We start from the raw sequence: 22,826 nt of genomic DNA on the forward strand, positions 1-22,826 counted from the left end.
GAAACACTGTGAATCCCAACCCCCGCCAACTCCTGCTGCTGCATGCCGTGCAGGCCCAAGGCTCTTTCACCGTCGACCAGTTGGCCGAGAAACTGGGTGTCACCCTGCAAACCGTGCGCCGCGACGTACAGCGCCTGGCCGACGATGGCCTATTGACCCGCTTCCACGGCGGCGTACGCGTGCCCAGCTCGACCATTGAAAACATCGCCCATCCGCAGCGCGAAAACCTGCATGCCGAAGGCAAGGCCCGCATCGCCCGCGCGGTGGCGGCCGAGGTGCCCAACGACTGCTCGCTGATCCTCAACATCGGCACCACCACCGAAGCCATCGCCAAGGCCTTGCTGCAACACAAGGGCTTGCGCGTGATCACCAACAACCTGAACGTGGCCACCATCCTGTGCGCCAATCCGCAGTGCGAAGTCATCATCGCGGGCGGCGTGGTGCGGGGACGCGACCGCGGCGTGGTCGGCGAGGCAGCTATCGATTTCATACGCCAGTTCAAGGTGGATATTGCGCTGATCGGCATTTCGGCGATTGAATCGGACGGCACTTTGCGCGACTTCGACTACCGCGAAGTCAAGGTTTCGCAGGCCATCATCAGCCACGCGCGCGAGGTCTGGATGGCGGCCGACAGCAGCAAGTTCAACCGCCCGGCGATGGTCGAAGTGGCCAGCCTGTCGCAGATCGACCGCCTGTTCACCGACGCCCCGGTACCCGAACCCTTCACCGCCCTATTGCGCGACGCCCAGGTGCGCTGCCATATTGCAACGCCATAACGCTTCCCTCCAGCTTCACCATGACCTATCTCCTCGCGCTCGACCAGGGCACCTCCAGCTCCCGCAGCATCGTGTTCCATGCCGACGGCCACATCGTCAGCCAGTCGCAGCTGGAATTGCCGCAAATCTTCCCGCAGCCCGGCTGGGTCGAGCACGATCCCGCGGAAATCTGGCGCACCCAGCTGGCCACGGCCCGCGCCGCCCTGGCCCAGGCCCAACTGCAGGCCAAGGACATCCGCGCCATCGGCATCACCAACCAGCGCGAAACCACGGTGGTCTGGAACCGCGCCACCGGCCAGCCCATCCACCACGCCATCGTCTGGCAGGACCGGCGCGCCGAACCCACCTGCGTGCAGCTGCGCGCCGACGGCCTGGCCGACACGATCCAGCGTAAGACCGGGTTGCTGGTCGACGCCTATTTTTCCGGCACCAAGCTCAAATGGCTGCTGGACAACGTGCCCAATGCCCGGGCCCAGGCCGAACGCGGTGAGTTGGCCTTCGGCACCATCGACAGCTGGCTGATGTGGCAGCTCACCGAAGGCCGGGTGCATGCCACCGACGTCAGCAATGCATCGCGCACCATGCTGTTCAATGTGCACAGCAACCAATGGGATGCCGAACTGCTGGCCATGCTGGACATACCGCCCAGCCTGATGCCGGCCGTGAAGCCCAGCAGCGCCATCTACGGTGAGATCAGCCCCGCGCTGCTAGGCCACGCCATCCCCATTGGCGGCGCGGCTGGCGACCAGCAGAGCGCGCTGTTCGGCCAGGCCTGCTTCAAGGCCGGCATGGCCAAGAACACCTATGGCACCGGCTGCTTCATGCTGATGCACACGGGTGGCACCTTCCAGACCTCCCACAACGGCCTGCTGACCACCAGCGCGGCCCAGCCCTCCGCGCAACCAGAGTTCGCCATCGAAGGCAGCGTCTTCGTCGGCGGCGCGGTAGTGCAGTGGCTGCGCGACGGCCTGCACGCGATTCCGAACAGCGGTGAGGTGCAAAACCTCGCGCAAAGCGTGCCCGATTCGGGCGGCGTGATGTTCGTGCCCGCCTTTACCGGCCTGGGCGCACCGTATTGGAAGCCCGAGGCCCGCGGCAGCATCACCGGCCTGAGCCGCGGCACCACCCTGGCGCACATCGCGCGCGCCGCGCTGGAAAGCATCGCCTACCAAAGCGCCGCCCTGCTGCTGGCCATGGGCCGCGACGCGGTGCAGGCCGGCGGCACGCCGGTGGCCGAGCTGCGGGTGGATGGCGGCGCCTGCGTCAACGACCTGCTGATGCAGTTCCAGGCCGACCTGCTGGGCATCCCGGTAATACGCCCCGCCGTCACCGAAACCACCGCCCTGGGTGCCGCCTACCTGGCCGGACTGGCGGTCGGCGTGTACCGCAACACCGAGGAGCTGTCGGCACTGTGGCGCGCCGAACGGCGGTTTTTACCAACACTTGGCACGCAACGTGCTGCGGAATTGATGGCGCGCTGGGAACATGCGGTGCGGCAAACCGTATTGGAATAAAACAACATGGTGGCGTAAAACATACGCTAGAGGGTTAACCCTAGGATGGTGCTAGCGCAAAACTAGGGTTAACCCTATAATTCACTCCAACGTCAACCCGATGTACAGGAGTAAACACCATGACCACCAATACTTTGCAACTGACCAGCACCGCTACAGCACCTGCGGTCAATTCTGCTCTGCGTGAACTGGCTACCGCCGCCGCCAACCTGGTCGCCGCCGTCTCCGCTTCGCTGTTCCAAAAATCCGCTCCCCGCGCCCTGACCGTCTTCGAAGAAGCCGAACAAGTGCGCCTGATGGCCGAGTCCTACGCCGACACCGACCCCGGCTTTGCCGCCGACCTGTTTGCAGCCGCCGACCGCCACGAAATCCAGCACGCCGCCAAGTAAGCCCGGCGCCATCCGCATCGGGAATGGGGCTCCGGCCCCATGGCATCGTGCCCCGCCGCTATTCTTTAGATAGCTGGCTCCGCACAATCCACCTGCGCTAGCAGGTGTTTTTTCTTGAAAATTCTCCCGGTCGCTTGCAGCGCTCCGGGATGCGGTCTATACGGCCTATGCAGCGCTATATTTTAGATAGCTGCTAGCGCAGGCACATACCGCGTCAGAGGCCGTTTTTATACAGAAACCGCCGCCCTCACCGCCGCCAGTACGCTGGCTCCCAGCTTCTTCGAGCGCTCGCCATTCCAGCCTGCATCGGCATCCGGCAGATTGGCGTTGTCCTTGAACGGCATTTCGATGGTGAACGCCAGGCAGTCGAAGTGCTGCCCGACCCAATTGGTCGCCAGGCTCAGGTTCGCCTGGCCGGGGGCGGCACGCGGGTAGCCGACTTCCGTCTGGAAGTCAGGGCTGGCGGCCAGCCAGGCGGCTTTGAAAATATTCTGCAAGCCCTCGATGCGCGGGCTGAAGCCGGGGTTGGCCTCGGTGCCGACAACAAAGTTGTAGGGCAGGTTCTCGTCCCCATGCGCGTCTAGGAACAAGTCCACGCCCACCGCCTGCATCTTGGCGCGCACATGGAACACCTCGGGCGATTTCTCCAGACTGGGCGCCAGCCATTCGCGGTTCAGGTTCGCGCCGCCGGCATTGGTGCGCAGATTGCCGCGCAGCGCGCCGTCGGGGTTCATGTTCGGCACCACGAAGAATTCGCACTGCTGTAGCAGCACCCGGCTCAGCGGATCGGCGCGGTCCAGCAGGCGCTGCACAAAACCTTCGGCGAACCACTCGGCCATGGTTTCGCCAGGGTGCTGGCGGGCGATCAGCCAGACCTTCTTCTTCGCCGTGCCTACCTGCGGGTCGGTGATGCGCAGCAGCGTCATGTCCCGGCCGTCCAGCGTGGCGCCCAGGTGTTCCACTGCCACCAAGTCCGAAGCCGTGGCTTCGGCCAGCAGATCCAGATGGCGCTCGTGCGAATAAGGCTCGAAATAGGCGAAGTACAGCCGGTTCGCCGTAGGCGTGGTGCGCACCGTCATCACCTGGCCGTCGTAGCTGGCGTCCAGTCGGAACCAGTGCTGGCGGTCCACGCTGGCGACGATGCGGTAGCCGTCCCAGCCCGGCGGGTAGGCGCTCTGGCCGGCGTTCAAAAACCGCAGCACCACCGGCACGCCGGCCGCGCCCTGCAGGCAGAAGTAGAACCACTGGGCAAAGGGGCTGGCGTTGTCGGGGCGGATCTGCAGCTGGATGTCTTGCGGGTCGGCCAGGCTGATCACATCGATGGCGCCGGCATCGAACTGGGAGGAGATATGCAGGGGGTTCATCCAGGGATTATGCGTGGCCTCCACCATAATCTGAGCTATGGATTTGCCTTCACCCCAGCCCCCTATGCGACGCCCCAGCGCCCGGTTTTTGCTCTCCCACCCGGCGCACTTCATCGCGCTGGGCTTTGGCTCGGGCCTGAGCCCGGTGGCGCCCGGTACGGCCGGCACCCTGTGGGCCTGGCTGGCGTTTCTGGTGCTGCAGCCGCAGCTGACGCAGGCCCAGATGGGCTGGCTGCTGCTGGGTGCGCTGCTGGTCGGCTGGTGGGCCTGCACGGTGTGCGCGCGGCATATGAACGTGGCCGACCCCGGCGCCATCGTCTGGGACGAAATCATCGCCTTCTGGCTGGTGCTGTGGCTGGTGATGCCGACCGGCTTTGTCGGCCAGCTGGTGGCGTTTGGGCTGTTCCGGTATTTCGATGCAGCCAAGCCCGGCCCAGTGGCCTGGGCCGACAAGGTGTTCAAGGGCTTGAACGCACGCGGCGGCTGGGGAATTATTTTTGACGACCTGGTGGCGGCGTTCTGCACCCTGCTGGTGATTGCGTTCTGGCGCTTCCTGTAACACTATATTTTTAATAGCTAGCCATGCAATCACTCCCTGCGCCAGTGGCCGATTTGATGCTGGAAAACCGCTGGTTTCTGGCGACCGCCGAAAGCTGCACCGGCGGCATGATCGCGGCTGCCTGCACCGAGCTGGCCGGCTCCAGCAACTGGTTCGAGCGCGGCTTTGTGACCTATTCCAACCATGCCAAAACCCAGATGCTGGGGGTGGACGCGGCCTTGATAGCGGCCCACGGCGCGGTCAGCGAGCCAGTGGTGCGCGCCATGGTGGCCGGGGCGCTCACGCACTCGCAAGCCCAGGTGGCGATCGCCGTCACCGGCGTGGCCGGCCCGGGCGGCGGCAGTGCCGAGAAACCGGTAGGCCTGGTGTGGCTGGGCTTTGCCGTACCCGGCACCCAGCAGACCGAAATCTACAGCGAATGCCGGCAGTTCGCCGGCGACCGGACGGCGGTGCGCGCCGCCACGGTGCAGTACGCACTGCAGCGGCTGGTCGAGCTGCTTAAGCCGCCTCGGACGCCGCCAGGCTGATCCGCTCGATGGCAGTCGCCATCCAGTCGGCCGGCGCCGCCGATGGCGTGTCGCCCAGGCGCACCACCAGGCCCTGCTCGCTGCTCTGCAGTTGGGCGCTGCCGCCCCACCACATCAACCAGGCCAGCCAGGCGACCAGCGCGGGCGACGGCGGCTCGTGCGAAGCCGCATCCAGCAGCCAGGTCAGCGGCTGGCGGTTGCTGATGGTGGCGCTGTCGCCCACTAGTTCCACCTGGCCAGGCAAGGCATCGGCCAGCGCCTGCAGGGCCGCGGCCGGGGTGGCCACGGCCGCAAACACATGCTGCCAGCCGGCCATGGCCTGGCCGATGGCGACGCTGCGCTGGGCTTCGTATTGCATCAGCTCGGCATGGTCCATGCTGCGCCAGTCGATAGGCGGCAACGCGCAGCCGCTGCGCTCGGCCGCCTGCAAGAACACCTGCAGGCCGCGCGCGTAGTCGGCGTGCATGAAGCCCGCGCAGACCACGGCCAGTTGCGAGATGCGGCTGGCCAGCAGCTGCTGGCGCTGCACGGCCATTTTTTCGCGCAGCAGGTTGTCGCGCTCGCAGCGGGTTTCGGACAGCTCCAGCGCATTGCGCATGTCGGCGCGCAGCAGCTCCAGGTCCCAGGGTTTGGTGACGTAGCGGTAGATTTCGCCGGTGTTGATGGCCTCGATGGCCTCGCCCAGCTCCGAGTAGGCGGTGGTCAGCATGCGCACCATGCTCGGGTGGTGGTCGCGCGCATAGCGCAGCAACTCGTTGCCCATGGCACCGGGCATGCGCTGGTCGGAGATCAGCACCGCGATCTCGCCGCCGCGGGCTTGCAGCACCGCCTTGCCCTCTTCCACCGACAGCGCGGTAAGCACTGGCGCCATCGGGCTGATCAAGCGTTCAAAGTACTTGAGCGCCATGGGTTCGTCGTCGACGTACAGAATTTTGTCAGGTCTCATAGGGTCATCTTGCCATGTTTGTGGAAGGAGAAGAACTTACGCAGCATCCGGATGCGGTGCAAGTCGCGCAGGAAAGAGTTTGAAATACAGGCTCACGCAGGTGCCCTGGCCCGGCGGCGAGGCCAGCACCATGCTGGCACCCAGCGATTGCAGCACGCGGCGGCACAGCACCAGGCCCATGCCGTGGCCGCCGCTGGCGGCCCGGGTGGTGGCCGGCTCCAGGCTCAACCGGGCCAGCAGCTCCGGGGCGATACCAGGGCCGTTGTCACTGATGCGGATGCAGTCGCGCTGGCTGGCCGGGTCGTGGCCCAGCCAGATCTGCAGCTGCGGATCGGGGCGGCCCTGCAGGGCTTGCAAGGCGTTCTTGGTCAATGTGCACAGCACCAGGTACAGCAGATCGCGCTTGCCGGGCAGCACAAAGTCGGCATCCAGGTGGGTGCGGACCCAGGCGCGCTGGTCACCAGCGAACGGATAGCCGTCGAGCAAAGACGTGAGCAGGCTGCTGGCCGCTACCTGGCTGGCGACGCCGCCCGGGTCGGCATCGCGCGCCGATTGCACGAAGCGCGACACCAGCGACTGGCAGTACGCGGCCTGGCGCTGGCTGGCAGCCAGCGCGGCCAGGACCTCGCCCGCGCTGCTTTCGGAAAACCGGGCCACGCCGGGCTCGGGGGCGGTATGCCGGGCCTGCAGCGCGTCCATATAGCCGCGCACCGTGCTCAGCGGGGTGGCCAACTCGTGCGCCAGAAAACCCAGCGTGTCGTGCATGGCGGTGACGCGGTTTTCATGCACCAGGCGCTGCAGCGCCTGCTGGCGGTGCAAGGCCAGCGCATCGCGCAAGGCCTGGCGGGTGGCCTCGGCGTCAAGCGGCTTCTCCAGAATGCGGAACACCTGGGCCACGTTCACTGCGGCGATGGCCACCGCTTTCTCGGCATAGCCGGTGGCCAGCAGGCGTACCAGATGGCGGTGCTCGCGCAGCGCCACGTCCAGCAGGTCCAGGCCGTTGCGCTCAGGCATGCGGTAGTCGGTGACCAGCACTGCCACCTCGGACGCATGGGCGCGCAGCAGCGCCAGCGCCGCATCCACGCTGGTGGCGGTGAGGATGGTGAACTCATCGGCCAGGCTGCGCGCAAACCATTTGCAGGACTGCGGCTCGTCGTCCACATACAGGATGGTGCAGGCCGTGGCGGCCAGCGGCGGGGGCAGCAGCAGTTCAGACATTTTGATTCGCCAGGCCCAGGTCAAAAGCAAACTCCGTCCAGGCACCGGGCTCGCTGTTCACCCGCAGCGCGCCCCCGTGGCGCTGCACGATGGCGTAGCTGACGCTCAGGCCCAGGCCCAGGCCTTTGCCGACATCGCGGGTGGTGAAAAAGGGCTCGAACACCCGCGCCAGGTGGTCGGGCTGGATGCCAGTGCCGTTGTCGCGCACCGTGACTTCCAGCCGCTCGCCGGTGCGCACCGCGCGCACATCGATGCGCGGACCGGTGCGTGCGGCTTTGTGCAAGGCCAGCGCTGCATTGCCCAGCAGATTGATCAGCACACCGATGAGCGCGGGTTCGTCGCCGCGCACATGGGTGTCCATCGGCAGTTCGACGGTGACAGCAATCCCTTTGAGCTCGAAGCCGGTCAGGCGCAGGGCCGACTGCAGGGCTTTCTCGAACAGGAAGATGCGGGTATTGGTTTCGTCGCCGGGCTTTTGGTAGGCAAAGGTCTTGAGGTCTGAGACGATGCTTTGCACGCGCTGCATGCCCTCCTTGGCGTCGCCCAGGCTTTCCTTGAGCTCGGGGCTGTTGGCCACCAAGGGGTCCATCATCGACATGTTCAAGGCCATCAGGCTGTAGTTCACCGGGTTGTTCACCTCGTGCAGCAAGCCCGCAGCCAAGGTGCCGAGGGCGGCCATTTTTTCCTGCTGCATCATATGGCCCTTGATTTCGGCCAGGGCTTTGTTGGTTTGCTGCAGGGCGTCGTTCTTCTCCTGGATCTCTTTCTTCAGTTGAAAGGACAGCCAGCGCCAGCGCTCGTTGTACACCGCCAGCGCCACCCCGATCAAGGCATAGAACAGCATGAACAAGGCGTTGCCCCACAGCGCGTGGAAGTCTTGTATGCCGCCGGCACGCAGACCACAGGCCGCGCCATAGGCAACCAGCGTGAGCACACCAAAGAAGACGGCCTCGAAAAACGAGATCGGCAGGAAGAACGCCATGCCACTCAGCACAAAGGTCAAGCCCACAAAATAGATCGAGCGTTCGCCGTCGGTGACGAAAATCATCCAGGCGACCATGGCCTGGGGGATGCAAATCCAGAAATAGGTCAACGCCTTGATGTGATCGCGTCCCCACTGGGCCCGGTAACTGAACAGCACCAGGCCGATGCAGACGCAGGCCAGCACCCGTAGGCTCAGAAAATAGGGGGCTTGGCCGGGGTAAAAATTATTGTCCAGACCGATCCCGGCCAAGATCAGCGCAATCGTCATCAGGCAGGCGGCGCGGCTATTGAAGATCAGATAGCCGTGCAGCTCTTGCCGGTAAGCGGCGTCCTTGCGGGTCGCTACAAAGCTCAGCATGCAGCGCCAGGGCCCACGGTGGACTCGACGAACACATTTACCCCGGTGATGTCGGTAAAGACTTCAATGTCCTGCAGACCCGACGGCAGGATATTCTGCACACCTTGCTCGTCGCGGTAGATCAGATGCCATTCCAGGAAGTGCTCCATCCAGCGCCGCTCCTGGTTGCTGGAATGCACATTGGTAATCAAGACCTTGCCGCCCGCCCGCGACTGGTTGACCATGTACTTGACCAAGCGGTTGCAGACCTTGTCGGTCAAATAATCGAACAGGCCGGCGCAGTAGACGTAGTCGAACTTCTGCTCCTCGGCCAGGGGCTGGGTCAGGATTGCGCGCTTGAGCAGCTGGTTGACCGATTCGTGCTGCAGGGTCAGCTGCAGGGTTTTGCCGCTGCCCTGCTGCAGAGCTTCGAGCTGCTGGCGGGTGTAGTCCAGGGTCTCTTCGCTAAAGTCCACCAGCACGAATTCCAGCCGGTCGAAATCCGGGCACTTCTGCAGCAGGCGCTGGATCTCCAACGCCGGCCCGCAGCCTATGTTCAGCACCCGCATGCTCCGCCCGGCCTGCACCGCGCTGGCCGCGAGTTTTTCCAGGCGGTCGTACAGGATGTCGATGCGGTTGCGGTGGGCCTGGGCCACGCCGGCCTGCAGGAACATGAAATTGACCAGTTGGAAGTAGCTGCTTGGCCCCTGCCGCGGGTCGCCGACGATCTGGTTCACCATCTCGTAGTCGCCGGCATAGCCCAACGGCTTGGAAAAGGTGCGGTGCACAAACGGGGCCCGCAGAATCAAGGGGTGGATCGCCGTTTGCGCAAAGCTGCGGTGCATGGGTACCAACTCGTCGGGCACCTGGGCGGCCTCCTGGTCGAACCACTGCAGGAATTCGCGGCCCTTGTGCAGCAAAGGCAGGCCCAGCTCCATGAACACATCCTGCTGGATACGCCCATCGGCCTCGCGCGGCAGGCTGGCCGCCACGTCCAGCTGGTCGACCCAGCGCGCCACATCCGAGAAATAGGCCCGCATCTCGCTGACCACCACCTGGTAATCGCGCCGCACGCTGAAGCGGGTGCTCCAGTCCTGCACAAAAAAAGCCGCCGCCTCGGCCACCGCAGCCGTGCCGGGCTGCATCAGCCCGACCTCGTTCCACTGGTCCATCAGGTTGACCGACACGACCGCCATCAGGCCGGTGTTGATCAGGCTGACCACCACGGCCTTGCCCTTGTAAATGCTCTTCTGGCCTGAACGCACGGTGAGCTCGTGCAGCACTTCACTGACCTGCACCAGGGAATGCGGGTTGTACACCTCCATCACCAAGGAACCACGCTGGTGGCTGATGAGGGTGCCGCGCATACCTTCGTCGTGGCTGTTGCGGAACGAAATCACCGGATGGATGGAGCTTAAAGACTGCACAGGAATGGGGCACTCACAAGAGGTGGGCCTGCAAGGTTCAACAGGCTGTCGGTTAAGGTGAAAAAACCTCCATGCTCCGGGGCATTCCGCGGCCCGCCTATCCCAGTCAAGGCGGGCATGGGATCTGTCGGACTGGCCCGCCGCACGCAGCGACGAAGGTTCACAACATTCAAGCCCGGCCATTCTGTCACCGTTGTGCGCCGCCAAAGACCAGCCAGGCCGTCAAAATGCATTCTTTGTGGTGGCTGCGCGACTCGATAAAGGAAGCGTCTGCAACCCACAAAATCACCGAATAATGCAACATTATGTAACATAAAAAGGTTTACATGCACCCCAACCAGGCCACGCTTGAACGCTTCTACACCGCCTTCGCCCGACTGGATGCCGACACCATGGCCGCCTGCTATGCCAGCGATGTGCAATTTGCAGACCCGGTGTTCACGCTGAGCGGCCAGCAACAGGTCGGCGGCATGTGGCGCATGCTGTGCACCGCCACCCAGGCCAAGGGCCGCGACGCCTGGAAGCTGGAGTTCAGCGGCCTGCAGGCCGACGCCAATACCGGCCAGGCCCACTGGGAAGCGCACTACCGCTTCAGCGCCACCGGGCGGCAGGTGCACAACCGGATCGACGCACGGTTCCGCTTCAATACCGCCGGCCTGATCGCCGAGCACCGCGATGCCTTCGATTTCTGGGCCTGGTCGCGCCAGGCGCTGGGCACACCCGGCCTGCTGCTGGGCTGGACGCCCTTGCTGCGCGCCAAGGTGCGCAAGCAGGCGGCCGCAAATCTGCAGAAGTTCCTGGCCAAACCGTGAGCCTGTGAACCCACTACAGGATCACGGTCTCACGCCACGAGGATCAGGTCATGCCGTGGCACTTCTTGTACTTTTTGCCGCTGCCGCAAGGGCAGGGATCGTTGCGGCCCGGGGTGGCTTCGACGCGCACCGTCTCGACGCGCGGGCCTAGCGAACGCCAGAGTTCGCGCAGGTCGTACACCGCCCACATGGCTTCGCCAAAAGCCTCCATGCGGGCGTTGGACATGCTGGGTGGCGGCTCTTCGCCGCCTTCTTCGTCGGGGCCAAAGGCGGAAATCTCGGCCGGGCCGGTGTCGTCTTCGGTCAGGGCCACGATGGCGCTGAGCGCGCCGTCCAGCCACTGCACGGCTTCCTTGTCCTTGGCCGGCGCTTCCCATTCTTCGGGCCAAGCTTCCACCGCAAACATGAAGCCCAGTGCCCAGACCTGGCCGAACGAGGGCAGCGGACCGTCCTCGTCGTCCACCATGGCTTCGGCACGCTCTTCGGGGGTCAGCGACAGCATCATGGCGCGCACATCCAGCACCTCGGGGGTATAGGCTTTTTCGTCGGACAGGTTCTTCACGTCCTTCTCGTCCAGCGCAGTGGCCACCTCGTTCCAGCGCCGTGTCCACAGCGCCATGAAGGCCTCTTTCTGGGCCTCGTCGGCAAAGCTGCCTTCGCCATCGCCAATGTCCAGCAGCACCGAGAAATACTCGCTGGGCGCAATCACCTTACGACCACAGACCAAGGCCGCCATGAAACCCTCGCAAAACTCCCACTGCGGAGTTTCGTCGTACCGGGTGCGCAGATCCTCCAGGATCAGGTCCAGCGCGTCAAAGTCTTCGGGCTGCAGAGGGGCGGAAATGGGGGTGGAAGTCATGGTGATCTCGGATAGCAAACCCCCAGTTTAGCCAGTAGCATCGCGGCCAGGAGAATCCCCTGATGCTGAACTATCTGAATTCGATCTACCCGGTGCGCTACACCGCCATGGGGCTGTGCGTGATGGGCTTGCTGCTGAGCCTGTTCAGCGTGGTCGCCTTCCATACCGGCGCCCTGGTCGGCCTGGTGTTTCTGTGCCTGGTCGGCCTGGGCATCTACGACCTGCAGCAAACCAAGAAATCGGTGCTGCGCAACTACCCTGTCATCGGCCATATGCGCTACATGCTGGAATATGTGCGCCCGGAGATCCGCCAGTATTTCATCGAGGCCGACAACGAAGCCAACCCTTTCTCGCGCGCCCAGCGGGCTCTGGTTTACCAGCGGGCCAAGGGCGATATCGACAAGCGGCCATTCGGCACCCAGCTGGATGTGCTGGCCGAGGGCTACGAGTGGATCAACCACTCGGTCGCACCCACCGAGGTCGCCAGCCACGACTTCCGCATCACCGTCGGCCTGGACAGTCAGACCGGGCTGCCGGCCAGCAGCTCCAGCTGTACCCAGCCCTACGACGCCAGCGTGTTCAGCATCTCGGCCATGAGCTTTGGCGCGCTGTCGGCGAATGCCATCCTGGCGCTCAACAAAGGCGCGCAGCGCGGCCACTTCGCACACGACACCGGCGAAGGCTCGATCTCGGTACACCACAAGGTGCACGGTGGCGACCTGGTGTGGGAGATAGGCTCGGGCTACTTCGGCTGCCGCAACGACGACGGCAGCTTCAACGCCGAACGCTTTGCCACCAACGCCCGCAACCCGCAGGTCAAGATGATCGAGCTCAAGCTCAGCCAAGGCGCCAAGCCCGGCCACGGCGGGGTGCTGCCCGGCCCCAAGGTCAGCGCCGAGATCGCCGAGGCGCGCGGCGTGCCGGAGGGCGTGGACTGCGTCTCGCCCTCGTCGCACAGCGCGTTCTCGACGCCGGTGGAGATGATGCAGTTCATCGCCCGGCTGCGCGAGCTGTCGGGCGGCAAGCCCACCGGCTTCAAGCTGTGCATAGGCCACCCCTGGGAGTGGTTCGCCATGGTCAAGGCCATGCAGACCACCGGCATCACACCGGACTTCATCGTGGTCGACGGCGCCGAGGGCGGCACCGGCGCCGCGCCGCTGGAGTTCACCGACCACGTGGGCGCGCCGCTGCAGGAAGGCCTGCAGCTGGTGCACAACACCTTGCGCGGTGTCGGCCTGCGCAGCCGCATCCGGCTGGGCTGCGCGGGCAAGGTGGTCAGCGCCTTCGATATCGCCCGCATGATGGCGCTGGGCGCCGACTGGTGCAATTCGGCGCGCGGCTTCATGTTTGCACTCGGCTGCCTGCAGGCCCAGGCCTGCCACACCGGCCACTGCCCGACCGGCGTGACGACCCAGGACCCGGTGCGCCAGCAGGCGCTGATCGTGCCCGACAAGGCCGAACGGGTGCTGCAGTTCCACCAGAACACACTGAAAGCACTGAAGGAAATGGTCCAGGCCGCCGGCCTGCGCCATCCGGGCGAAATCACCGCCCACCACATCGTGCGCCGGGTGAATGAAACCGGGGTCAAGCTGCTGGTCACCATCCTGCCGCCGCTGGCCATCGACGCACTGCTGGACCGCGACATCAGCAGCCTGCCGAATGTCTACAAGTTCTACTGGCCGCGGGCCAGCGCCGAAAGCTTTACGCTACAAATAGAATAGCTGCCTGCGCAGATACACCCTGCGCTAGCAGCCGTTTTTTCATGGAAAGCACGGCCTTGTCCTTGCTCAGCAACACGGCCTTGTGGGCGACCGCCAGGTCGATGAAGCACTGGTCGTCGGGGTCTTTGCAGATGGCGCTGATGCGTGGCGCCACTTCGACCAGGTTGGCAAAGCGGTCGAACTGGGCCAGCACGTCGGCCTTGCTAGTTTGGTAGAAAGCCATGCGCGGCACCAGGTGCGCGTAGTCCAGTACCCGCTCCAGCTCGTTGCGCATGTGCTGGGTGGCCAACCAGCGCAGCTGGCCGGTGGCCAGCGCCGGCTGCAGCGGTTTGGAGGCCTGGTCGTCGAAGATGAACATGTCCAGCACGATGTTGGTGTCGAGCACCACTGCGTGCGGGCCGGGGCCCAGCTCCAGCGGCTTATTTGCCATCGGCACCGCGTCGGGCCGAGCCCGCCACCATGTCGAAGCGGAACAAGCGGCATTCGATCGGGCCGTTCCACATCGGCACGCGGCGCGACTCCTTCAGACGCATCTTGCCGGGCAGCTTGAGGTCCGGCGTCAACATCCACGCGGTCCAGCCCGCGTAATTGCGCTTCCAGTGGGTGGCGAGCTGCGGGAAGAAATCGCCGCTGCCGTCCTCGGTCTGCGCAGCTTCGCGCCGACCGGCCACACCGGCCACCTCGATACGCTCGCCATAGGGCGGGTTCAGCAGCATCACGCCAGATTCGGCGGGCGGCATGCGCTGCAAGGCGTCGCCGCCGCGGAACTCGACCACGCCGGCCACGCCCGCGCGCTCGGCATTGCGGGTGGCGAAATCGACCATCCGGAACGCCACATCGCTGCCGAAGATCTGGGTCTGCGGCTCGTGCTCGGCGGCGTGGGCCTGGTCCTGGATGGCGGTCCATACATGGGGCTGGAACGGCAGCAACTTCTCGAAGCCAAAACGGCGCAGGCTGCCGGGCGCGATATTGCAGGCGATTTGCGCGGCCTCGATGGCGATGGTGCCGCTGCCGCAGCAGGGATCGTACAGCGGGGTCGTGCCGTCCCAGCCGCTGGCGGCGATCATCGCGGCGGCCAGGGTTTCCTTCAACGGCGCATCGCCCTTGTCTTCGCGCCAGCCGCGCTTGAACAGCGCGTCGCCCGAGGTGTCGATGTAGATGGTGGCGCGCTCGGTGGTCAGGTGCAGGTAGATGCGCACATCGGGCCACTGCACATTCACGTCGGGCCGCACACCGGTCTTGAAGCGGAAGCGGTCCGCCACCGCGTCTTTCACCTTCAGCGCGGCGAAGTTCAGCGAATTGAGCGGGCTGTGCTGCGCCGTGACCTCGATCTTGAAGCTTTGCTTGGGCGTGAACCAGATCTCCCAGGCGATATTGCTGGCCGCCTCGTACAAATCCTGCTCGTTCCGGTACTCGGTGTTAGAGAGCTCGATCAGCACCCGCTGTGCCAGACGGCTGTGCAGGTTGAGGCGCATCGCATCGCGCCACGACGAGCGCACCAAAGTGCCGCCGCGCAGGACACGCAGGTCTTCGCCCTGCAATCCGGTGATCTCGTGCACCTCTTCGGCCAGCAGCTCTTCCACGCCGGCGGCGCAGGGTAAAAATAATTGGAGTTGGTTCATATCAATCGTTTCCTAGTGTCACCGCGTCCCAGACAGGCCAGCGGCAGCCCCTTACAGAGCTTTGCGCAGGTTCGTCGGGGCGATGCGCAGGGCTTCGCGGTACTTGGCCACGGTGCGGCGCGCGCATTCAATGCCCTGCTCTTTCAGCATGTCGGACAGCTGGCTGTCGCTCAGCGGCTTCTTCGGGTCTTCGGAGGCGACAAACTGCTTGATCAGCGCACGTACTGCGGTGCTGGAAGCATTGCCGCCGGTCTCGGTACCCAGGGAGGAGCCGAAGAAATACTTCAGTTCGAAGGTGCCATAGGGCGTGGCCATGTACTTGGCGGTGGTGACGCGGCTGATGGTGGACTCATGCAGGCCCAGCTCGTCGGCAATCTCGCGCAACACCAGCGGGCGCATGGCCAGCGCGCCGTGGCTGAAGAAGTTCTTCTGCCGCTCGACGATGGCATTGCTGACCCGCAAAATCGTGTCAAAGCGCTGCTGGATGTTCTTGATGAACCAGCGCGCTTCCTGCAGCCGTTGCTGCAAGGCCGCGTTGTTGGAAGAGTCCTTGCCGCCACCCTTGTGCTGGCGCAGCGCGTTGGCGTAGATGTCGTGCACGCGCAGGCGCGGCATCACTTCGGGGTTCAGCAGCACGCGGAACTTGGCGTTGGCGCCGCGGCCGACCTTGGCCACGATGACGTCGGGCACCACGATGTTGCGCTCCACGTCGACGAAGCGGCGGCCCGGCTTGGGCTCGAGCCGGGCGATCAAGCCCATGGCCAGCTTGATGTCGGCCTCGGTCGCATGGCAGAGCTGCGACAAGCGCTTCACATCGCGGCGGGCCAGCAGGTCCATCGGCTGGCGGCAGATGCGCAGCGCAGTCTTGCGCACCGGGTCGTCGCCCATGCTGGATTGCAGTGCCTTGAGCTGCAGCACCAGGCATTCGCCCAGATGGGTGGCGCCGACGCCGGCCGGCTCCAGGCTTTGCAGCAGGCGCAGGGCCACGGTGAAACGGTGCACCAGCTCGTCCACCGCTTCCGGGTCGTCGCCGGCCAGGCCCTGGGCCAGGGTGGGCAGGTCGTCTTCCAGGTAGCCGTCGTCATTCAGCGACTCGATCAGGAAGCGTAGCGCTGCCTGGTCCACTTCGCCCAGACGCAGGGCCAAGGCCTGGCGGTGCAGAAAGCTGGTCAGCGACTCCTGGCTGCGCGCCAGCTCGGTGGCATCTACCTCGCCGTCTTCACCCAGGTTGTTCTGCCGCGCGGGAGCGTCGCCGCCCCATTCGCTATCGTCGGGCTTGATCTCGGAGGTGCCGTCGCCGTCCCAACTGGTGTCATCACCGCCGGTCAGCGGAGATTCGGCGTCATTTGAGGCTTCTGCGCTGCTCTCGCCTGCGTATTCAGCTACGGAATTAGTAGCAGATTCGGTTTCCCGGTCGCCAGCACTGACGGGTGTGTCCGACTGCGCCAGACCGAACTCTTCACGCGGTGCATCGTCCAGGTTGCGCTCGAGAAACGGGTTCTCGTCCAGCATCTGGTCGACTTCCTGGCTCAGCTCCAGCGTAGACAGTTGCAACAGACGGATCGACTGCTGCAGCTGGGGCGTCAGCGCCAGGTGCTGGGAAACGCGGAGGGAAAGGCCTTGCTTCATGGCGCCATCACATCTTGAAATGCTCGCCCAGATAGACGCGGCGCACATCGGCGTTGTCCACGATCTCGGCTGGCGTGCCCTGGGCCAGCACATGGCCGTCGCTGATGATGTAGGCGTGGTCGCAGATACCCAGGGTTTCGCGCACGTTGTGGTCGGTGATCAGCACGCCGATGCCGCGCGACTTGAGGAAGCTGATGATGCGCTGGATCTCGATCACCGCAATCGGGTCGATGCCGGCGAATGGCTCGTCGAGCAGGATGAAACGCGGCTGGGTCGCCAGCGCTCGGGCGATTTCGACCCGGCGGCGCTCGCCACCAGACAGCGCCATGGCGCTGGATTCGCGCAGATGCTCGACCCGCAGATCCTGCAGCAAGGCCGTCAAACGCTCTTCAATCGCGGCTTTGGACAGCGATTTACCCGCATCGTCCTGCTGCAGCTCGAGCACGGCGCGCACGTTTTCTGCCACCGTGAGCTTGCGGAAAATCGAGGCTTCCTGGGGCAGATAACTCAAGCCCAGGCGCGAACGGCGGTGGATGGGCATGTGCTCGACCGACTGGCCATCGATCGAAATATGCCCGCCATCGGCCCGCACCAGGCCCACGATCATGTAGAACGAGGTGGTCTTGCCGGCGCCGTTCGGGCCCAGCAGGCCGACGACCTCGCCTTTGCGCACGGCCAAGGTCACGTCTTTCACCACCTTGCGGCTGCCATAGGCCTTTTGCAGGTGGCGGGCTTCCAGGCGGCTGTCGGCGACTTCCACGGCCGCCGTCACTTCTGCGCTCCCTCCAGGGTGGTGCTGGGGCGCAAGACCGGTCCGGTACCGGAGCTAGCCGTACCTGCCGGGGCGGAGGCTGCGGCTTTGGGCGTCAGCATCGCGCGGACCCGGCCGTTCTGCGTATTCTGTCCGCCCAGGTTGTTGTCCACGGTAAACACGTCGGTGGTGTTGTCGTAGACGATCAGCCCACCGGTGATCTCGTCGTTAACCTTGCTCCCGACCAAACGGCGCATCACCGCGCGCTTGATGAAGCGCACGTTGTCCAGCTTGCTGCTGTATTCAATGGTTTCGCCTTCGCCCTCGATGTATTCGTCCAAGCCCTCGCGCTTTTGCTTGAAATAGGCCAGCTTGCCGGGCTCGGCCGTGACCACGCCGAACTGGTTGCCCTCGGCGTCCTGGCGTACGTCGACGCGGGCGCCGCGGATGATGATGGTGCCCTTGGTCATCACCACCCGGCCGGTGAACACATTGGTCTGCTTCAGGTCGTCGTAGCGCATGGCGTCGGATTCGACATTCATGGGCTTGAGACGGTCGGCTTTTTCAGCCGCGGCCCACCCACCCGTGAGGGCACATAGGGCCAGAAGGAGGTATTGGAGAGTGGAGAGGTAGGCTTTTTTCATAGAGGCACGAATCTTGCAATCCATTGTAACGGCCGATCCGGCCCCGCAAATCGAAAAAGCCCGCATTCGCGGGCTTTTGAAGATTCGGCACCAAACGGGTCTATGGGGCCTATGCGCCACAAGACGCTAGGGACGCTTCAGGACTTGATCTTGCGCTGCTGGGCGACCAGGTAGTCCACCACCGTCAGACCGCGCTCCATCGACTGGGCCTGGGTGCCGTCGGTATAGAACTGGCCGGCCACGCCCATGGCGGGCACGCCGGCCACCTGGTAAGCCTCTTGCAGCTGGGCCGCCTTGCGCACCTTAGTGGCTACGGAGAACGAGCCGTAGGTTTCGCTGAACTTGGCTTTGTCCAGGCCCTGCTTGGCCGCCCATTCGATCACCAGCGCGTCTTTGTCGAGCTTTTGGCGCTCTACGTGGATGGCATTGAACACCTTGGAGTGAATGGCCTCCAGCTGGCCCATGGCTTCCAGCGTGTAGTACAGCTTTTGCGGCGGCACGAAGCTGTCCTGGAACACCACCGGCACGCGCTTGAACGCCACATCCTTGGGTAATTGCTTGAGCCAGGCGGTCAAGGCCGGCTCGAACGCAAAGCAATGTGGGCAGGCGTACCAGAAGAATTCGATCACCTCGACCTTACCCGCAGGTGCCTCGACCGGTACTTTCTTCTCCAGCACCAGATAGTCTTTGCCGGCTTCGGGCGGCTTGCCCTGGGCCTGGGCCGTGCCCACGGGCGATAAGGCCACTACCGAGCCCGCCAGCACACCGGCTGAGGTCAGCGAAAACTCACGACGTTTCATATGCAATCACTCCTTGTGGGGGGTCGGACTGGGCGGCAGCCGAAAAGTTCAGCGCGCCCGGTGGGGGTTCTGAGGCGTTCAGCGCTGCACGCGCACCAGCGTGGTTTCGCCACCAGCGCTTTCCAGCTTGTCCTTGGCGCGCTCGGCGTCGTCGCGCTTGGCATACGGGCCCATGCGGACCCTGAACACCGTGCGGCCCGACTGCTCGCGTTCACTGACCTTGGCTTCCATGCCCATCATGGCCAGCTTGGCGCGCTGGGCTTCGGCGTCCTCCGGGGTGCGGAAGGCGCCGGCCTGCACAAAATACTCAAAGGGCTCGGCCGTCGGGCCCAGCGCCGGGGCTGCCGGAGCGGCTGCCGCGGTAGCGGTAGTAGCGGCCTTGGCTTCCTTGGCTTTGGCCTTGGCCAGATCGCCCAGCGGATCGGCACTGGCGGATGCGGCGGCCGTCGCCTTGGAATCGGCTTTGGCCGGCTTGGACGCCGCTACGACCGGAGCCGACGGCACCAGCACGGGCGTGGCCGCAGCCGGCGGCTCGGGCGCGACTTCAGGGGCGGCCACGACGGGCGCCACCGGGCGCACCGGGTTCTTGCCATGCAAGGGCGTGTTCGGGTCCCAGTCCTTGTTCTTCTGGTTTTCGGCCGCATCGTGGTCGGCGCTGCTGTTCTGGGTTTTGCCGTTCATGAACGGCACCGGCACCTTGGTGACGTAGACCGCCACCGCCAGTGCCGAACCCAGACCGACCACCACACCGACGATAAAGCCGATGATGGTGCCGCCGCTTTGCTTTTGTTTTTTCATGCTTGCTGTCAATTACATTTTTTCCGGAGCACCCACGCCCAGTACTGCCAAGCCATTGTGCAATACCTGCGCGCAGGCCGCGACCAGCGCCAGGCGGGCCAGCTTGAGGGTTTCGTCGTCCACCAGCACCCGCTCGGCGTCGTAGTAGCTGTGCAGATTAGCCGCCAGCTCGCGCAAATAAAAGGTCACGTCGTGCGGCGCAAAGCCTTCGGTGGCGCTGCTCAGCATCTCCGGGTACTTGGCCAGCTGCAGCATCAGGGTCTGGGCCTGCGGCACCAGCAGGCTGGACAGGTCTACGCTCTGCAGCGCCGCCACGTCGCCGCCCCAGTCGCGTAACATTTTGCAAATCCGCGCATGGGCGTATTGCACGTAGTACACCGGGTTGTCGTTGTTCTGCGAACGCGCCAGGTCGATGTCGAAGGTGTATTCGGTGTCCGGCTTGCGGCTCAGCAGGAAGAAGCGCACCGCGTCCTTGCTGGTCCAGTCGATCACGTCGCGCAGCGTCACATAGCTGCCGGCGCGCTTGGATATCTTCACCTCTTCGCCGCCGCGCACCACCCGCACCATGGTGTGCAGCACGTAGTCGGGGTAGCCCAGGGGAATGCCCACATTCGCCGCCTGCAGGCCGGCGCGCACGCGGGCGATGGTGCCGTGGTGGTCGGTGCCCTGGATGTTCACCACCTTGGTGAAGCCCCGCTCCCATTTGGCGATGTGGTAGGCCACATCCGGCACAAAGTAGGTGTAGCCGCCGTCGGTCTTGCGCATCACGCGGTTCTTGTCGTCGCCGTAGTCGGTGGACTGCAGCCACAGCGCGCCGTCCTGCTCGTAGGTCTTGCCGGCGTCCTGCAGCAGCTTGACCGTGGCATCGACCCGGCCGCTGGTGTACAGGCTGGATTCCAGGTAGAAATTGTCGAACTTCACCTGGAAGGCCTGCAAGTCCAGGTCCTGCTCGCGGCGCAGATAGGCCACGGCGAATTCGCGGATCGAATCCAGGTCGTCCACATTGCCAGAGGCGGTGACTTCGCGGTCGTCGGCCTTGACGGTCTTGCCGGCCAAAAAGTCTTGCGCGATGTCGCCGATGTAGTCGCCGTTGTAGGCGGCTTCGGGCCACTCGGCGTCGCCAGGCTTGAAGCCCTTGGCGCGCATCTGCGTGCTGTTCGCCAGAGTGGCGATCTGCACGCCGGCGTCGTTGTAATAGAACTCACGGTACACGTCCCAGCCCTGGGTCGCATACAGGTTGCAGATGGCATCGCCCAGCGCCGCCTGGCGGCCATGGCCTACATGCAGCGGGCCGGTGGGGTTGGCGGAGACAAACTCCACCAGGATGTGCTGGCCGTTGCTGGGCTGCACGCCAAAGCTGGCGCCAGCAGACAGCACTTCGCGCACGATTTCCTGCTTGGCCGCGGGTTTGAGCTTGATGTTGATGAAGCCGGGACCGGCGATGTCGATGGCCTCCACCCATTTCTCGAAGGCCGGCTGCTCCAGCAGTGCAGCGCGCAGATTTTCACCCAGCTGGCGCGGGTTCAGCTTGAGCGGCTTGGCCAGCTGCATGGCGGCGGTGCAGGCGAAATCGCCATGGGCCGCGACCTTGGGGGACTCGAACGCGGCTTTGGCGCCAGCGCCGGGGGCAATTTTTTCCAGCCCAACGGCCAGCGCCGCGAGCAATTCGTGTTTGACTGAGAGCATCGGGGGATTTTACGGGGCCGGTCATCCGACTTGCGGGATGCGCCGTTATAGGTTGCAATCCGGTGGCCTGACGGCGTTTTGCACCGGATTACTTCCACCCCCTCCTTTCTACTGGAGCACGCATGAAAAAACTATTCCCCCTCATCGCCGCCCTGGGCCTGGCTTTGTCTCTTGGCTCGGTCCACGCAGCCGACAAGGAAAAAACGCCCCAGCAAATGAAAATGACCACCTGCAATGCCGACGCCAAAACCAAGGCACTCAAGGGCGACGAGCGCAAGAAGTTCATGAGCGAATGCCTGAGCGCCAAGACCGAAGCCCCGGCTGCCGCCGACGGCAAGACCGCCCAGCAAACTAAGATGACCACTTGCAACGCCGACGCCAAGACCAAAGCACTCAAGGGTGACGAACGCAAGAAGTTCATGAGCGATTGCCTGAAGGGCTAAGCCCCCCTCCGCACTTCTAAAAAGCCCGGCTAGCCGGGCTTTTTCATGTCCGCGGCTGTCCAGAAGCCGGGCCGGCCGTAGTGCTGCTTCAGAAAGTCGATCCACAGCCGCACCCGCAGCGGCAAATGCTTGCGCTGGGCAAACACCGCGTAAATGCCGTTCGGCGGCGCGGCGAACGCATCCAGTACCGACACCAGCTGGCCACGGGCGATCTCGGCCTCGACCTCCCAGGTGCTGCGCCAGGCGATGCCGTAGCCAGCCAGGCACCAGTCGTGCAGCACCTGCCCGTCCGAGCAGTCCAGCGGGCCGCCGGGCTTGGTGTAGAAGGTTTCAAAGCCGTCTTTTTCACCCGACGCTGCCGGAACTCGGAACGCCCAGCCGCGGGTCTGCGACGACTCGCTGGACAAGGCCAGGCAGTCGAACTTGCCCAGCTCGCTGGGGTGCTGCGGCGTGCCGTGGCGCTTCAGGAACGCGGGCGTGGCCACACACAGGCGCCGGTTGTCGGCCAGGCGCACGCTGACCAGGCTGGAGTCCGGCAAGTCGCCGACCCGCACCGCGCAGTCAAAACCGTCGCGTCCCAGGTCTACGACCCGGTCACTGAGGTTCAGCGACACCGTCACCTCGGGATGCTGCTCGCGGAACCAGGGCACCAGCGGCGCCACGTGGCGGCGGCCAAAGCCGGCCGGCGCTGTAATGCGCAAATGACCGCTGGCCTGCACCCCGCCGGCCGAGACGCTGGCCTCGGCCTGGGCCAGATCGGCCAGCACGCGTTGGCAGTCCTCCAGAAACGCGCTGCCCTCGTGCGTCAGGCTGATACGCCGGGTGGTGCGCAGCAGCAGCTTGACGCCGAGTCGTTCCTCCAGCGCATCGAGCCGCCGGCCGATGATGGCCGGCGCCACGCCCTCGGCCTTGGCGGCCGCGGTCAGGCTGCCGCGGGTGACGACGGCGACAAAGGTTTCCAGCTGCTTGAATTGGGCCATGCCGGATTATCCGCACGCCGGGAACTTATAAGAAATAGGG

General features: G+C 64.6%; 23 protein-coding genes. 8 read left to right on the forward strand and 15 right to left on the reverse strand.

Annotated features, from left to right (window positions below):
• Positions 1–8: 8 nt before the first annotated feature.
• From J2X19_RS24830 to J2X19_RS24840, 3 genes are all read left to right on the forward strand, one after another.
• Positions 9–776 carry a DeoR/GlpR family DNA-binding transcription regulator gene (locus J2X19_RS24830; protein ID WP_116608250.1) on the forward strand — a complete coding sequence of 256 codons (768 nt, stop codon included), beginning with the start codon at positions 9–11 and terminating at the stop codon, positions 774–776.
• Between the two features lie 20 nt (positions 777–796).
• On the forward strand, positions 797–2,290 hold the full coding sequence (gene glpK, locus J2X19_RS24835) for a glycerol kinase GlpK (protein WP_310377128.1): 1,494 nt from the start codon (positions 797–799) through the stop codon (positions 2,288–2,290).
• Between the two features lie 119 nt (positions 2,291–2,409).
• On the forward strand, positions 2,410–2,679 hold the full coding sequence (locus J2X19_RS24840) for a hypothetical protein (RefSeq protein ID WP_092757601.1): 270 nt from the start codon (positions 2,410–2,412) through the stop codon (positions 2,677–2,679).
• A gap of 227 nt (positions 2,680–2,906) precedes the next feature.
• On the opposite strand, the gene J2X19_RS24845 is transcribed toward J2X19_RS24840, so the two are convergent.
• The gene (locus tag J2X19_RS24845; RefSeq protein ID WP_310377129.1) at positions 2,907–4,043 is read right to left on the reverse strand and encodes a M14 family metallopeptidase; all 1,137 of its coding nucleotides are present in this window, start codon (positions 4,041–4,043) and stop codon (positions 2,907–2,909) included.
• A gap of 64 nt (positions 4,044–4,107) precedes the next feature.
• On the opposite strand from J2X19_RS24845, the gene J2X19_RS24850 reads away from it, so the two are divergent.
• A complete protein-coding gene (locus J2X19_RS24850; protein ID WP_116608248.1) occupies positions 4,108–4,602 on the forward strand; it encodes a phosphatidylglycerophosphatase A family protein in 495 nt (164 codons plus the stop codon).
• Between the two features lie 23 nt (positions 4,603–4,625).
• Positions 4,626–5,129, forward strand: a complete 504-nt coding sequence (locus J2X19_RS24855; RefSeq protein ID WP_310377130.1) for a CinA family protein — start codon at positions 4,626–4,628, stop codon at positions 5,127–5,129.
• On the opposite strand, the gene J2X19_RS24860 is transcribed toward J2X19_RS24855, so the two are convergent.
• Genes J2X19_RS24860 through J2X19_RS24875 form a run of 4 tightly spaced genes read right to left on the reverse strand, consistent with a single transcriptional unit; the run spans position 5,101 to position 10,041 of the window.
• Positions 5,101–6,075, reverse strand: coding sequence for a response regulator (locus J2X19_RS24860; protein ID WP_310377131.1), 975 nt, complete (start codon positions 6,073–6,075; stop codon positions 5,101–5,103). The two genes, J2X19_RS24855 and J2X19_RS24860, sit on opposite strands and share 29 nt — an antisense overlap.
• A gap of 36 nt (positions 6,076–6,111) precedes the next feature.
• The gene (locus J2X19_RS24865) at positions 6,112–7,293 is read right to left on the reverse strand and encodes a sensor histidine kinase (RefSeq protein ID WP_310377132.1); all 1,182 of its coding nucleotides are present in this window, start codon (positions 7,291–7,293) and stop codon (positions 6,112–6,114) included.
• The gene (locus J2X19_RS24870) at positions 7,286–8,635 is read right to left on the reverse strand and encodes a sensor histidine kinase (protein ID WP_310377133.1); all 1,350 of its coding nucleotides are present in this window, start codon (positions 8,633–8,635) and stop codon (positions 7,286–7,288) included. The genes J2X19_RS24865 and J2X19_RS24870 overlap by 8 nt, the downstream gene beginning before the upstream one ends.
• Complete coding sequence (locus J2X19_RS24875; protein ID WP_310377134.1) at positions 8,629–10,041, reverse strand: class I SAM-dependent methyltransferase; 1,413 nt, start codon at positions 10,039–10,041, stop codon at positions 8,629–8,631. The genes J2X19_RS24870 and J2X19_RS24875 overlap by 7 nt, the downstream gene beginning before the upstream one ends.
• 326 nt (positions 10,042–10,367) lie before the next feature.
• Between J2X19_RS24875 and J2X19_RS24880 the strand changes: the two genes are divergently transcribed.
• The gene (locus J2X19_RS24880) at positions 10,368–10,853 is read left to right on the forward strand and encodes a nuclear transport factor 2 family protein (protein WP_310377135.1); all 486 of its coding nucleotides are present in this window, start codon (positions 10,368–10,370) and stop codon (positions 10,851–10,853) included.
• Between the two features lie 43 nt (positions 10,854–10,896).
• On the opposite strand, the gene J2X19_RS24885 is transcribed toward J2X19_RS24880, so the two are convergent.
• A complete protein-coding gene (locus tag J2X19_RS24885; RefSeq protein WP_310377136.1) occupies positions 10,897–11,712 on the reverse strand; it encodes a UPF0149 family protein in 816 nt (271 codons plus the stop codon).
• A gap of 62 nt (positions 11,713–11,774) precedes the next feature.
• Between J2X19_RS24885 and J2X19_RS24890 the strand changes: the two genes are divergently transcribed.
• Positions 11,775–13,433 (forward strand): FMN-binding glutamate synthase family protein, encoded by a 1,659-nt coding sequence (locus J2X19_RS24890; RefSeq protein WP_310377137.1) that lies wholly within the window; start codon positions 11,775–11,777, stop codon positions 13,431–13,433.
• On the opposite strand, the gene J2X19_RS24895 is transcribed toward J2X19_RS24890, so the two are convergent.
• From J2X19_RS24895 to argS, 8 genes are all read right to left on the reverse strand, one after another.
• On the reverse strand, positions 13,414–13,863 hold the full coding sequence (locus J2X19_RS24895; protein WP_310377138.1) for a putative toxin-antitoxin system toxin component, PIN family: 450 nt from the start codon (positions 13,861–13,863) through the stop codon (positions 13,414–13,416). The two genes, J2X19_RS24890 and J2X19_RS24895, sit on opposite strands and share 20 nt — an antisense overlap.
• Positions 13,853–15,055, reverse strand: coding sequence for a THUMP domain-containing class I SAM-dependent RNA methyltransferase (locus J2X19_RS24900; protein ID WP_310377139.1), 1,203 nt, complete (start codon positions 15,053–15,055; stop codon positions 13,853–13,855). The genes J2X19_RS24895 and J2X19_RS24900 overlap by 11 nt, the downstream gene beginning before the upstream one ends.
• A gap of 51 nt (positions 15,056–15,106) precedes the next feature.
• The gene (locus J2X19_RS24905) at positions 15,107–16,684 is read right to left on the reverse strand and encodes an RNA polymerase factor sigma-54 (RefSeq protein ID WP_310377140.1); all 1,578 of its coding nucleotides are present in this window, start codon (positions 16,682–16,684) and stop codon (positions 15,107–15,109) included.
• A 7-nt stretch (positions 16,685–16,691) separates the two neighbouring features.
• Positions 16,692–17,456 carry an LPS export ABC transporter ATP-binding protein gene (gene lptB, locus J2X19_RS24910; RefSeq protein WP_310377141.1) on the reverse strand — a complete coding sequence of 255 codons (765 nt, stop codon included), beginning with the start codon at positions 17,454–17,456 and terminating at the stop codon, positions 16,692–16,694.
• Entirely contained in the window at positions 17,453–18,079 is a 627-nt protein-coding gene (lptA, locus tag J2X19_RS24915; RefSeq protein WP_405048743.1) for a lipopolysaccharide transport periplasmic protein LptA, read from the reverse strand. Before lptA ends, lptB begins: the two co-directional genes overlap by 4 nt.
• A gap of 137 nt (positions 18,080–18,216) precedes the next feature.
• A complete protein-coding gene (locus J2X19_RS24920; RefSeq protein WP_310377142.1) occupies positions 18,217–18,879 on the reverse strand; it encodes a thiol:disulfide interchange protein DsbA/DsbL in 663 nt (220 codons plus the stop codon).
• A gap of 78 nt (positions 18,880–18,957) precedes the next feature.
• A complete protein-coding gene (locus J2X19_RS24925) occupies positions 18,958–19,677 on the reverse strand; it encodes an SPOR domain-containing protein (protein WP_310377143.1) in 720 nt (239 codons plus the stop codon).
• Between the two features lie 12 nt (positions 19,678–19,689).
• A complete protein-coding gene (gene argS, locus J2X19_RS24930; RefSeq protein WP_310377144.1) occupies positions 19,690–21,363 on the reverse strand; it encodes an arginine--tRNA ligase in 1,674 nt (557 codons plus the stop codon).
• Positions 21,364–21,485: 122 nt separating this feature from the next.
• Between argS and J2X19_RS24935 the strand changes: the two genes are divergently transcribed.
• On the forward strand, positions 21,486–21,806 hold the full coding sequence (locus tag J2X19_RS24935) for a PsiF family protein (RefSeq protein WP_310377145.1): 321 nt from the start codon (positions 21,486–21,488) through the stop codon (positions 21,804–21,806).
• 29 nt (positions 21,807–21,835) lie between these two features.
• On the opposite strand, the gene J2X19_RS24940 is transcribed toward J2X19_RS24935, so the two are convergent.
• A complete protein-coding gene (locus tag J2X19_RS24940) occupies positions 21,836–22,786 on the reverse strand; it encodes a LysR family transcriptional regulator (protein ID WP_310377146.1) in 951 nt (316 codons plus the stop codon).
• Positions 22,787–22,826: the final 40 nt, after the last annotated feature.

The sequence above is a fragment of the Rhodoferax ferrireducens genome (assembly GCF_031458075.1).
Classification (GTDB): Bacteria; Pseudomonadota; Gammaproteobacteria; order Burkholderiales; family Burkholderiaceae_C; genus Rhodoferax_B; species Rhodoferax_B ferrireducens_A.